At 40.3% G+C, this 11,933-nt stretch carries 12 protein-coding genes and 3 pseudogenes; 4 read left to right on the forward strand and 11 right to left on the reverse strand.

Annotated features, from left to right (window positions below):
• The first annotated feature begins 2 nt into the window (after window positions 1-2).
• The 3 genes from ACSU6B_RS17950 (at window position 3) to ACSU6B_RS17960 (ending at window position 1,958) form a co-directional block, all read left to right on the forward strand.
• Window positions 3-878 (forward strand): DMT family transporter, encoded by an 876-nt coding sequence (locus ACSU6B_RS17950; RefSeq protein ID WP_410887310.1) that lies wholly within the window; start codon window positions 3-5, stop codon window positions 876-878.
• 788 nt (window positions 879-1,666) lie between these two features.
• Window positions 1,667-1,780, forward strand: coding sequence for a YjcZ family sporulation protein (locus tag ACSU6B_RS17955; protein WP_307284070.1), 114 nt, complete (start codon window positions 1,667-1,669; stop codon window positions 1,778-1,780).
• Between the two features lie 31 nt (window positions 1,781-1,811).
• Entirely contained in the window at window positions 1,812-1,958 is a 147-nt protein-coding gene (locus ACSU6B_RS17960) for a YjcZ family sporulation protein (RefSeq protein WP_215006194.1), read from the forward strand.
• 362 nt (window positions 1,959-2,320) lie between these two features.
• On the opposite strand, the gene ACSU6B_RS17965 is transcribed toward ACSU6B_RS17960, so the two are convergent.
• Window positions 2,321-2,782: an NUDIX domain-containing protein gene (locus ACSU6B_RS17965; RefSeq protein WP_410887313.1), complete on the reverse strand. Its 462-nt coding sequence runs from the start codon at window positions 2,780-2,782 to the stop codon at window positions 2,321-2,323.
• A gap of 103 nt (window positions 2,783-2,885) precedes the next feature.
• Complete coding sequence (locus ACSU6B_RS17970) at window positions 2,886-3,086, reverse strand: hypothetical protein (protein WP_410887315.1); 201 nt, start codon at window positions 3,084-3,086, stop codon at window positions 2,886-2,888.
• A gap of 499 nt (window positions 3,087-3,585) precedes the next feature.
• Between ACSU6B_RS17970 and ACSU6B_RS17975 the strand changes: the two are divergent.
• Window positions 3,586-3,832: pseudogene (locus tag ACSU6B_RS17975) on the forward strand (NAD(P)H-binding protein); the annotation flags it as partial.
• Between the two features lie 115 nt (window positions 3,833-3,947).
• Here the strand turns inward: ACSU6B_RS17975 and ACSU6B_RS17980 are convergent.
• The 9 genes and pseudogenes from ACSU6B_RS17980 to ACSU6B_RS18020 form a co-directional block, all read right to left on the reverse strand.
• A complete protein-coding gene (locus tag ACSU6B_RS17980) occupies window positions 3,948-4,586 on the reverse strand; it encodes a cysteine hydrolase family protein (protein ID WP_410887317.1) in 639 nt (212 codons plus the stop codon).
• Window positions 4,587-4,875: 289 nt separating this feature from the next.
• Window positions 4,876-5,097, reverse strand: a pseudogene (locus ACSU6B_RS17985) (hypothetical protein); the annotation flags it as partial.
• A gap of 15 nt (window positions 5,098-5,112) precedes the next feature.
• The gene (locus ACSU6B_RS17990) at window positions 5,113-5,322 is read right to left on the reverse strand and encodes a hypothetical protein (protein WP_410887319.1); all 210 of its coding nucleotides are present in this window, start codon (window positions 5,320-5,322) and stop codon (window positions 5,113-5,115) included.
• A gap of 24 nt (window positions 5,323-5,346) precedes the next feature.
• A complete protein-coding gene (locus ACSU6B_RS17995; protein WP_410887321.1) occupies window positions 5,347-6,516 on the reverse strand; it encodes a YhgE/Pip domain-containing protein in 1,170 nt (389 codons plus the stop codon).
• A gap of 95 nt (window positions 6,517-6,611) precedes the next feature.
• Window positions 6,612-6,962, reverse strand: a pseudogene (locus ACSU6B_RS18000) (SDR family NAD(P)-dependent oxidoreductase); the annotation flags it as partial.
• Between the two features lie 99 nt (window positions 6,963-7,061).
• Complete coding sequence (locus ACSU6B_RS18005; protein WP_410887323.1) at window positions 7,062-7,526, reverse strand: MarR family winged helix-turn-helix transcriptional regulator; 465 nt, start codon at window positions 7,524-7,526, stop codon at window positions 7,062-7,064.
• 336 nt (window positions 7,527-7,862) lie between these two features.
• The gene (locus ACSU6B_RS18010) at window positions 7,863-8,561 is read right to left on the reverse strand and encodes a YetF domain-containing protein (RefSeq protein ID WP_410887325.1); all 699 of its coding nucleotides are present in this window, start codon (window positions 8,559-8,561) and stop codon (window positions 7,863-7,865) included.
• Window positions 8,562-8,962: 401 nt separating this feature from the next.
• Window positions 8,963-10,198 (reverse strand): beta-ketoacyl-ACP synthase II, encoded by a 1,236-nt coding sequence (gene fabF / locus ACSU6B_RS18015; RefSeq protein ID WP_410887411.1) that lies wholly within the window; start codon window positions 10,196-10,198, stop codon window positions 8,963-8,965.
• A gap of 309 nt (window positions 10,199-10,507) precedes the next feature.
• Window positions 10,508-11,902 (reverse strand): MFS transporter, encoded by a 1,395-nt coding sequence (locus ACSU6B_RS18020; protein ID WP_410887327.1) that lies wholly within the window; start codon window positions 11,900-11,902, stop codon window positions 10,508-10,510.
• Window positions 11,903-11,933 lie beyond the last annotated feature (31 nt).

The following is an 11,933-nucleotide window of genomic DNA, read 5'->3' on the forward strand; positions in this document are numbered from 1 at the left end:
AAATGAAAAACACCTTATTAGGTTCTTTATATTTAATTTTAGCTTCGAGTATTTGGGGCGGTATGTACGTTGTTGTTAAAGTTGTAGTATCGGTCATACCTCCACTGGAACTTGTGTGGATGCGTTATTTAGTTGCGATTGTCGCACTTCTCTTGTTTGGCTTCATAACAAGACAAAAATGGCGAATTGAAAAACGTTATGTCTTAATAATCATAGCCATTGGAATTATAGGTAATGCCATTTCAATTGTTGCTCAGGAAACTGGTACTATGCTATCCACAGCACAAATGGGAGCCATTATAACTTCTTCAACACCAGCATTTATGGTTATTTTTGCTAGCTTAATCCTTAAAGAAAGGATGACCTTAAAAAAGGGAATCTCCGTTTGTTTAGCGACAATTGGAGTGCTTCTCATTGTTGGAATTAGTGATGTGAATATGTCCAGTACACTTGGAGGTATTGCACTACTTATTGCAGCTTTAACATGGGCACTCATGTCTGTATTTGTAAAACTTTTGCCGAGTGATTATTCACAAATTGTGGTAACGACCTATTCAACCTTGGTAGCCCTAATCGTGTTGACCCCTTTTGTTATGCCACGCTTACAAGAAATTAATATCTCTCAACTGACTCACCCGACCATTTGGGGAGGAATATTGTATTTAGGTATTGTCTCAACAGCAGGTGGATTTCTACTTTGGAATCGTGGTTTACAAATGCTTAACGCCTCAAGTGGAGGAATATTTTTCTTCTTTCAACCCGTGGTTGGAACATTACTTGGATGGCTTATTCTAGGAGAGACCATTGGTGTAACATTTTGGATAGGCTCTCTTCTAATTCTCACAGGTGTTTTATTCGTTATCATTGAGAAAAAATAGTATTAAAACCCCCTTCAAATTCAGTTGAAGGGGGTTTGCTTCATTTTTCCTGATAAAAAAGTTCTCTGTTGTTGAACTATCCTGCCACTTAAGTCCAACAACAAAAATACTTCTGCAACGATCATCATTTTTAATTAACAAAGCACTGTAAAATAGGTAATTTTTTGCAAAAAAAAATAGAGCTTATAGCTCCTGTTAGTATCAGCTCCGCCTGCGCTGAATACCGTGATGACCACTATTGCCATCCGACCTAATTACATTATATTTGTAAACGCTTACAATTGTAAAGGTATTTGCTCAGTGTCTACAAATAAAAAAAGGTGGCTTGCTACGACGCAATCCTAATTTCAAGTACATTTCTTCACAAACTTAACTCTTCCCTTTAGCCTACCTTCATCCGATAGGTTAATTTGTATCAATTATGGTTGGTACAGTAAATTATTTCTAAGAAGAACCTAAAAAAAGCCCTATCTTGTAGGGCTTTTTTTGATTGAGACTATCCCAGTTTTAACGTGTAAGTCTATTGCTTGAATATGTCTTTTAGCGGCTACTTTCTAGATTATGCATCTGTTTATTATGAAGAACCAAGTAGTTAAGCCTTTTTATTTTTATTTTTAATTTAACTAAGCATTTTTAGCGTTAAGGAGTCTTTTATTCGCTACATAATGCAGTATCGTGTAATGATTTTCTCTAATAGTATAGATTGGGCTTTTGTATTTCGCAAAAGCCCTGACACCTTTTGGATTTAATCATATTTTGTATTGAATAGATGTAAAGGAGGTTATTAAATGGATGGTGTAGGAGCCGGTGGAGGTTTTGCCTTAATCGTTGTCTTGTTTATCCTGCTTATTATTATTGGAGCGTCCTTTATGGGCGGAGGATATGGTGGAGGATTTTATTAATTAAATAATACTGATTGAAAGGGGGATATTTATGTTCGGTTATGGAGGATTCGGCGGCGGCTTTGGTGGCTGTGGTGGCTACGGTTACGGTGGCGGCTTTGGTTATGGCGGAGGTTTTGCCTTAATCGTTGTCTTGTTTATTTTATTAATTATCATTGGAGCAACTGTCTTTTATTAATTAAAAGCATCCAACCTAATTTTTTTCAAATAAAAAAGCCCCGTTTTAGGGCTTTTTTATCTGGCTTTAATGCACCGAACGCATAATAAAGCACTGAGGAAGTAAAATGTATGGCGGTATGGCTGATGCTCACTTCTAGCTTATGCACTAGTTTATATAAAGCATCCATCAGATTAAGCCCTTATTTTATATTATAATTTCTATACCTAATACCCCTAGGGTAATCTACTGTTAACTAGCCTTTGTAGTTTCCTTTTTATATGTAAAATTCTTTAGTGAAGTGGAAAATCCTTGTTCAACTGCTAAACTGCCCGTTAGCTCGATAAGATTTTAACAAAAAAAGGCGTTAATCCTTCCACACGTTAGCTTATGTTTTTAAGTTGACCTTTTAACCCATCTAACTTTTTATTAATAAAAGGGTCGATATCTTCAGGTAATTGATTTAATCCAAAAAATTTTGCTTCTATTCCTTGTTTAATATCAGGTGTTAATTCTCCTTCGTATTCAGTACATATATATCCAATTGCAACCGTGTGGTACTCATCGCCACTTTCCTCGACTCGATTTATTAATTCCTTGCCTGAAAAGACACCAAATAATTTTAAAGCCATTATCTTTATTCCTACTTCTTCTATGACATTTCGTGTAATACAGTCTTCAACTGACTCATTTAACTGTAATATACCACCAGGAATTCCCCAAGTGGCACCTGAATATCTACTTAATAAAATTTCTCCATAATGATTAATAATAGCTACACTTGGTCGAACCATTATCAGTGGAGAATTCCCAATCATTACTCTCATATCCTCACAATAACCCATAAATACCCCCAATGATAAAATTTCTTATTAAAATGAGCGTAACTTTTTTACTTGATGTTTATATGTATCAAAGGAGTAACCTACTCCTATTAGACGGCATTTGTCATCCACCTTTTATGCAAGTTACGGAGGAACTACCTCCTACATTATTTAATTCAATTAACAAAACCTGTAGTGTGTTTTCGGTAATCAATACTTGTAATGCAATGTTTTTAATTGGAATATTGTATTTTTGAAAAACCTCTACAGTATCTCCCCAGACATCAGTAATTGCTTTGGAAGTCATATTTGATTGAATTACCATAAATATTAACCTCCTTATAACTTCATATTACTATTTTTTCTAAAATTATCCTGCTCCATTAGTCCAACAACAAAAAGACCTTTGCAACGATCATCATTTATAATTAACGAAAGCACCGTTAAATAGGTGATTTTTTTCAAAAAAAACAGAGCTTATAGCTCCTGATAGTATCAGCTCCGCCTACGCTGAATACCGTGATGACCACCATTGTCATCCAATCTAATTACATTATATTTGTAAACGCTTACAAATGTAAATGTATTTGCTCAGTGTCTACAACTAAAAAAAAGGGCTTTCTGTAACGCAATCCATTTTCAACAAAAGCACCCGTTAGCCATCCATGCAGCACAAAATCAGTGCTGCACCACAGAGATTTGATAAAGTCAGGTTCACTTTACAATGTTTCTAAGACTGAAAAAGAGCATCCATTGATGCTCTTTTTTGGGTCTTTCCACTTATTCATTATGTCTACCCGCTACTTATTCAGCGGGTATTTTGCAAAAGTAGAACCACACCAAATTCTCTGCGTTATCAATCAAGTGAATCAAAGCAGAAGTCAACCCATGCAGAGAAAGAACATCATAAAGTTTACGATATATATGCTCAAACAATCAACCCTCGAATGGACGATTATCTGTCCTACGTACTTGCCGAATGGAGAAAGGGTAGGCAAATTTCGAATAGACCGAAATTTTTTGCCGGTGGGTGGAGCTGAAATATCCGTACCGGATACAGCAGAATGGTGAAGTTAGCAATAAAACAGCGACAGGCTAGAACTTTATTTTCTCATCCTAGGCTACCACTGTTTTTATTGTTGGGGCTTGTCAAAATAAGCATGGTCGTTTTTTGTCCATCAACCGTTTAGGTCAAAAACTGGGGGGATTGGAGAGCGTGCATCTGCCAAAAGGAAACAACCTGTTCCGTATCTGCCACCATTCCAAAATAGGTATCCACGGTTTTTAAGGTCATATCGTGTTCTTCCTGCGAAAAAGCCGCACAGGCATCTTTCATGAGCACGATTCGATAATCCAGCATAAACCCGTCTCTGGCGGTTGATTCCACGCAAAGATTCGTGCTGACTCCTGTTATAATCAAGGTTTCGATTTTAAGAGTTCGCAATATGGACTCCAGCATAGTATGAATGAAGCCGCTGTAACGATGCTTCTTCACAATGATGTCATTCGACTGCGGCGTAACTTCGTAAAATTCCGCTCCCCAGCTCCCTGTCTGGCAAATCGGGTTGACTCCATCCGGAAAGCGGGAAAGCCAAACCTCGGAATCAGTCGACTTATCATGATTGGTCTGCAAAAAAATGATTGGAACGGAGTGCTCTCTTGCCGCATCCAACAAGCTGCGCAAGTTCGGAATTATTTTTTTGACCGCGCTGACATCGCTTCCGCTTTTGGCAATTGCTCCATCGGGATGGCAATAATCGTTTTGCACATCCACGACGATGACGGTCGTGTTTTTCCGTTCCAAGTTCTTTTTTAATTTTTCCAACCTTTTCACCCCCTTTACCATGCTTATTATTCCAATTCGATACCACAAATATTACAACATGCACATTAGGTCTATTCACCCCATTAAGGTGAGATTACCATTCGCTCCCCAAAAAACCTAATATGTCAATAAGCAGGTAAACCAGAAAACATTTGAATCGATAAAATAACTTTGTGAAGAAATGTACTGATATGAACGAAACTGTCAATGCGCCCTACCCAAATTGATTTTGGTTTCAGTGTCTGGGTAACTCTAAGCATATTGATATTAAAAAGTTAGAAAATATTTTTTATGAAGGCGATTTTGAGCTTATATGAAAACAGTGATTTACGGTCAATATTCCCCTTGATATCAGCACATATTGGGGTGTGAAGTGCACGTGGAAGGATTGTCCTGCAATTACAGATAATTCCTGTTCTATTTCATAGCTATGCTGATGGTTCACAACGTTGTAGAATAAAATATTGTTATGTATTTCGGGTTGATGTAGAGCATGATCTAGCTTATTCCCTGCTCCAACCTTTCCTTACATACCATATACAACAATTTTATCTAAATCAATGAGCCCTTCCCTCACCATTGGTGCAAGTGCAAGGATTGTAGATGAGGAGAAAAACCCAGGATTTGCGACAATTCTCGTACCCTTAATGTCATTTCGAAATAGTTCGGTTATTCCATAGACCGCTTCTGCTACCAAATTCCATTGGCTATGCGTTTTGCCGTATACCCGTTCCAATCCTCTTTGTTTTTCAATCGAAAGTCAGCATTCGGCCGGTGCGGTAGCAGGTGCTGGCGCGGTTTCGCGCTTTCTGCGGCTGACGGCAACACCGACAGCGCTGATAGCGAGACATACGACCAATATCCATACAAGCGTCATGGCGCTCGGACCCAAGCTCGGACCGCCGAAAAGCAGGTTCATGATCCCCTCCAACGCGTAAGTGGCCGGCAAATAGTCGCTCACCCGATTATAAAACGAGCCCAGCAGCTCGCGCGGTACAATCGCTCCGGAAGAAACCAACTGTGTCGAAAGCATGAGGATGTTAAGAAACATGCCCGCGTTGCCGAACAGAATCAGGAACATTTGAGCGAAAAACATGAATGCGAGTAACACGAGCGACACGAAGTCCCACATCGCTGCAAAGCTGACGACGGATTGCCCGCCGAGCAAATGAACCATCGTCGTACTGACGAGTCCGATCACCACCGCCGCAATAACGTTGAGCATTACTCTGGCGCCGAATGCGTTCCACCTGCCGTATTGCCGTGAGATGATATTGACGGAAATCTGCAGGTTCTGCGCCTTGATCATCGATCCGACGAAGTAAGCGAGGACGAGCATCATCGGCACCATCTGGTTGTGCATACCGTTCACTTTGTTGTACGTCTGTATGTCGGATGTGACGCGTTCGGACAGTCCTTGCGCCATCTGATGTGCATGGGCGGTCGGTAAATTCGGGCTTACCTGCGTCAGTTTCGCTTGCGCTCCTGCGGCAATCGCCTGCTTATTGGCAAGCGCCGTAACGTTGCCGGCAACCGATTGCATAATGCTCTTGATGAGTTGCGGGTTCGATTCGTTCAAGTAGTAATGGATTTGCGCCGTTTGACCTGGAGTTTGCAGCTGCTTGGAGAAATCGGATGCCAGATACAGCACCATCTGCACGTCTCGGTTGTTCAACTTCGTTTGGGCGGCGGACAACGAATCCATCCTCTCGATTCGGAAAGGCAGGTTCCCGGCAAGTCCGTCAGCGATGTTAGACCCGAGTCCTTGATCTTCGTTAACGATGGCGATAATCAAATTCTTGGTGTTGTCGGTAATTCCGTTGTAGCCTGTCATCCATACGATACTAAAAATGAGCTGAAACATCAATGCCACAACAACTCCGATAATCGTCGTGGGCTGGCGAAGCAATGCGATCATTGCATTTTTCATGGCACATCTCTCCTTTTGTCATAATTAAATGTCTGTATTAATTAAACGTGTGTTTAAAAATGTACTGCTCATTTCGAAAAATTGAAGGTGCTCACCTAGAATGCGCTCGACATCATATCGTTGAACTGGGTCACAAAAGCGCCTTCGTTCGGGCCCTGGTTATTTCGAATCATTTTCGCTTCTTCCACCAGAACCTCGTCTGTATCCGTACCAAGTACATTCAACGTTGCTTCAATAAATTGCGTAAGCGGCATCGCGTGCGGATTGTTGAGATTCATCAGATCCGTTTGAACCCCCGGCGGCGCCATTTCCAGTACTTTTACCGAAGTGTCTTTAAGCATGTACCGTTGAGAAAGCGAGTAGGAATGGAGTGCTGCTTTCGTTGCCGAATATACAGCGGTCATCGCTAGCGGCACGAATCCAAGTACCGAAGTCGTTTTGATGAGGGAAAATTAAGACATGTTCATCGTAAGCCGCGGCATACGAGACAAAAATCCATGCCCCGAATCCGGATAAGTGTATATACACCTTTTTGATGAAAAAAATTAATCTTGCCTGTTCAGCTTAACGATATCAGACAATTGACCAAGCAAACCTTTATAACGGTCATCGCCCATATAGTCTCGAATACGGGTTTGCGCTTGTTCCCATAACGGCAGCGCACGCTTAAGAAGGTCCCGGCCGTCGGGTGTCAGAGCAATAAATCGTTTCCTGCGATCCTCCCCTTCCGTGATCGACACCCAGCCTTGTCTCTCAAGCGGCTTGAGATCTCGTGGCAATGTGGTCCGATCCATCAAAAGAATTTCGGAGAGAGATGTAATGGTGACAGACCCGGCCTGTTCAAGTGCCATCAACAATGACAACTGTGTAGACCGAAGCCCGACTGGTCTTAAATATTCATCATATAAACTGGTAATGAACCGGGACGCCTTTCTTAAATTCAAGCTAGCGCACTCAGCTGCAAAATCGGTCGTCCCTGAAAAATCTGCCGTTGAATCTTGCTCTCTCATAATTTTCACCAACCTTTTCTATAATCAAGAAGATATATTCCAACTGTTGAATTTTGTTCTCAATTACGAGTATATACACGTATTTTGTCGATGTCAATCTTTATAATCATCTTAAACCTTAACAATCACCTCTATTTGTTTACATATTTGTAACCCTCATTTATAAACCTTCCCTTTTAGTCGAATATTCAAAAAGCCACCAAGAATGTAGCTGCAGGATCTTAAACTCTTGCACTCGTTACTTTAAGTATAAAAATTCACAATAATTCGAACAAAATTGACCAAAATTCTATCTACAAAGGGAAAAAAGAGGGATATTAATCTCTCAAAAAAAGGTTAGTGTAGAATGTCATTTTTAGTATCAATAAAAAGTGTACCATCCTTCTGAACCTCAGCATAAAACACGTCCGATATAGAATCTATACCTGATAGTTTTAATTGTTTTTCTAACCATATCTTATCGAGATTTAACCTTTCTAAGTTCTCTTCCTTAATTTCACCATCGGAAATTACAGAGGTAGCAATAGGGAAAGCATTATCATTATTCTGTTTAATATTCACGTCACTCTTTGTCAAAGGCAGCTTTGGTTCTTTTTTCATGACAGAAAGAGTTCCATCTGTTTCAAAAATTGCATAATCTACATCTGATACAGCAAATACATTTTTTTTACGCAATTGTGTATTTAAAGCGTCAAGGTCTAAACGAACTTTACGAAGTGCTTCATCCATTATCTTGCCTTTTTTTATAAGAATTACTGGTTGACCTTCTATTGCATAACGAAATTTTGAGGATTTTAAATCCAAAAATCCAGTGATAACCGTAAAAGCACTCCAAGCAACTAACGCTATTAACCCATTTGTGATACTTATTGATGGGTCTATTGCAAGGGAAGCACCTAATGTACCAATTGAAATAGCAGATACAAAATTAAAAAAGGTCATTTGAGATATTTCTTTTCTTCCCATAAGCCTTGTTAAAGCTATTAATGCAATAAAGGCAATAGCAAGCCTAAGAACTAATTCCGAAATTGGCATAAATAAACTCCTTTAAGTTAATGATATTTTTTTATGTAATCCCTTTCCAACCTATTTAATTTATATTATTATCCATTTGTTATTTTGTATTATGAACATATTGTGCTATTGATGGCAGCACGATCTTCAACATAAGCACACGATAGTTTAAGTGGAATCCTTCACAATCACTTCTACACATTAATATAACTCCAATCCCTAATAAGTATTGTTCCAGAATCCGGTAAAATACAAAAAGACGCCTTCTTATTCAAGAAAAGCGCCCGATTGTGAAATATCGAAAAATATAAGGAGCTGCAAAAATGTCTCCTTAGTTATTTTACTAAAGCATCGAGATAGTTAGGGTTTAAACGTTAAAATAATATTTAACATATCAATTAGTCCCTTTACTACAGTCTTATCTATATAGAAAACTTTTTAAATACCAACACGGCATTATGTCCGCCAAAACCAAAACCATTAGAAATAGCATAGTTTATTTTTGTCTTGGCTGCATGATTTGGAGTATAATCTAAATCACAATCCTCATCTGGTGTTTCGTAATTAATAGTTGGAGGAACTATATCTTCCATAATACTTTTGAGTGTTATAACAGCCTCAATCCCACCAGCTGCCCCAAAAAGATGTCCAGTCATTGATTTCGTGGAACTTACCTTTAAGTTATAAGCATGAGCACCAAAAACACTTTTAATCGCTTTGGTCTCTGATTTATCTCCTTCAGGGGTGCTTGTCCCATGCGCATTTATATAATCCACATCAGTGGATTTTATATTACCCATATCTAAAGCCAATCTCATCGCATTTGCTGCTCCGGTGTAATCAGGGGAAGTCATATGATAGGCATCTGTTGTGGAACCATAACCTACGATTTCTCCTAAAATTGTTGCTCCTCGTTCTCTCGCGTGTTCATACTCTTCCAGGAATAAAACACCTGCTCCTTCAGACATGACAAAGCCATCACGCCTGCTGTCAAATGGGCGACTTGCCTTTTCTGGAAAATCATTAAAAGTAGACATTGCTCTCATTCTTGAGAACCCAGCAAAAGCTAATGGATTAATAGGAGCTTCAGCCCCTCCAGCTAATATGCCATCAGAATATCCATGTCGAATATTTAAAAAAGCCTCACCAATTGCTTGATTCCCTGTTGCACAAGCAGAAACAGGTGAAAAGCTGGGTCCCTTAAAACCCGTTTTTATAGAAATAACTCCCGACGCCATATTACTAATCATCATAGGAACCATAAATGGAGAAACTTTTCTTGGTCCTCTTTCAATTAAAGCTTTATGATTATCTAATGTAGTATTAATCCCCCCAATACCGGAACCAATATAAACCCCTAATCGCTCCTTATTAACATTTTGTAAATCTAGATTCGCCTGTTCTAAAGCTTGTTGAGCAGCAGCAACAGCATATTGTACGAATAAGTCATATTTTCCTAATTCTTTTTTATCGAGATATTGCTCTGCGTCAAAGTCGGTAATATAACCTGCAATTTGGGTGCTAATATTGTTAAAGTCTTCAGAATTAATTTTTTTGATTCCTGACTTACCTTCTTTAATATTAGCCCAGAACGCTTGAACCGTATTTCCTAACGGTGAAACGACTCCATATCCTGTCACTGAAACTCTTCGTGCCATCAACAACACTCCTCTTTCATTCTTTTTCACATACTATTTCAAAAGATCTTTAAGTTGTTTCAATAATTTCGAAAAGAAATTATCTCCTAATACATGCTTATATTGTAATCCGCCTTTGGTACTTGAGATGAGAAGAACTGCTAATGCGTCCAAATAAAATTCGGAACTTGTTTTAAAAAAAAATAACTTGAGTTTTTCCTAACGGATGTCTCAAGTCATTTTCCATCTTCTGGTCAAATGGACTCAAAATCGACGTTTGCTACCTCTATATAACCCGTTTTGGATTTATCTCGACTTATCGCACCTTCGCTAGACGCGAGCTTTAATGTCAATTTGTACCGGCATAGATTGCTTTTTTGACCTATAAAAAAGCGAGCAGACAATAGCTATACCTGCAATGACCGTCATTCCCCAAAAAATATTCGCGTAAGCATTGGGGAGGGGGAGATTTTTCTGCAAGGCGATCGAAATGCCAGTAACGGCAACGCTGAAGGCTCCGCCTAAAAATTGCAATAGCTGGAACAAGCCCATTCCCGCGCCGGTCTGCTCTTTAGGCACAATGCGCGATATTTCATTGGATACGCTGGTAGTCAACGAGGAGAAGCTGATGCTAAGCAGCATGTAGCTTGCGACAATGGCATAGATTGAATGTACGGCCGTTAAGGCGAACAGGGCGGCAGCCAGAATAAGCAGCCACGGAGCATAACGAAATAGTATGCTGTTGCCGAAACGGTCTATCATTTTGCCGATCCAATTGGACGCAAGCATCGACAAGATAGCCCCGGGGAATAGAACTAGACCCGATTGGCCCGGAGTTAAGGCAAACAGATGGGCCAAAATTTGCGGAATAAGAAACAGCGTCACAAAGCTGCTCATATACGCCATGGTTCCGAGCGCGTTCAAGTTCATATACGGTTTGTTGCGAAACAGCGCCGGTTGGACGAAGGGATTGTCCGTGCGATGGATTCGCAACCAGAACAAGAGTAGAGCCACCAGCCCTACAACAAGCATCACCCAGAACCTGCTGGTCAAAAACAACAGTATTCCCGTAGTGCCCATTCCAATCAACACGGCTCCGGCTATGTCGAAGGAGCCCTTCTGTGCTTTCTCTTTTGGCAGTAGCCGATAGAAAACAGGAACGAGCAGCAGTGTAATTCCCGTAACGAGAAACAAGTCGTTCCAGCCGAAATATTGAATAATGGAGCCCCCGATGACTGGACCGAGGCCAAGGCCGAGAGAGCTTGCAGACATCACTGTAGCCATCGATTTACCTCGCCGCGATAATGGAATGTAGCGGGTGAGCAGCACGATTCCCAGAGCAGGTACAGAAGCGGCCCCTGAAGCTTGTATCAGCCTGGCGATGAGGAGCAGGATATAGTGATGGCTGAAAAAACCAAGAACTGATGCCGCGCCAACGGAGAGTAATCCGATCGTAAACAGCTTCCTAATAGGGACGAAATCGGATAATCGGGAATAAGTGATGGAGGAAATGGCGAACACGATCGAGTAGCCTGTCACTATCCACGATGCCGCAACCGACGACAAGTCGAAATCTTTTGTAATTTGGGGCAAAGCCAGGTTGAACATCATCGTATTCATAACAACCAGGATGACGGTGAATCCGAGCAGCGGGATTACCAATCCTTCCTTGAAAGCTCCGGAGACATCTGCCGATGAATCGGGGAGTGTGGATTCGTTTTTCATACATATTACCTCCTTAATATCATAATGTCCT

The sequence above is a fragment of the Neobacillus sp. C211 genome (genome assembly GCF_051842875.1).
Lineage (GTDB): Bacteria > Bacillota > Bacilli > Bacillales > Cytobacillaceae > Neobacillus.

Coding starts and splice junctions, on each gene's coding strand:
- ACSU6B_RS17950 (WP_410887310.1), top strand. CDS start 3: ATGAAAAACACCTTATTAGGTTCTTTATATTTAATTTTAGCTTCGAGT.
- ACSU6B_RS17955 (WP_307284070.1), top strand. CDS start 1,667: ATGGATGGTGTAGGAGCCGGTGGAGGTTTTGCCTTAATCGTTGTCTTG.
- ACSU6B_RS17960 (WP_215006194.1), top strand. CDS start 1,812: ATGTTCGGTTATGGAGGATTCGGCGGCGGCTTTGGTGGCTGTGGTGGC.
- ACSU6B_RS17965 (WP_410887313.1), bottom strand. CDS start 2,782: ATGGGTTATTGTGAGGATATGAGAGTAATGATTGGGAATTCTCCACTG.
- ACSU6B_RS17970 (WP_410887315.1), bottom strand. CDS start 3,086: ATGGTAATTCAATCAAATATGACTTCCAAAGCAATTACTGATGTCTGG.
- ACSU6B_RS17995 (WP_410887321.1), bottom strand. CDS start 6,516: ATGAAAAATGCAATGATCGCATTGCTTCGCCAGCCCACGACGATTATC.
- ACSU6B_RS18005 (WP_410887323.1), bottom strand. CDS start 7,526: ATGAGAGAGCAAGATTCAACGGCAGATTTTTCAGGGACGACCGATTTT.
- ACSU6B_RS18010 (WP_410887325.1), bottom strand. CDS start 8,561: ATGCCAATTTCGGAATTAGTTCTTAGGCTTGCTATTGCCTTTATTGCA.
- fabF (WP_410887411.1), bottom strand. CDS start 10,198: ATGGCACGAAGAGTTTCAGTGACAGGATATGGAGTCGTTTCACCGTTA.
- ACSU6B_RS18020 (WP_410887327.1), bottom strand. CDS start 11,902: ATGAAAAACGAATCCACACTCCCCGATTCATCGGCAGATGTCTCCGGA.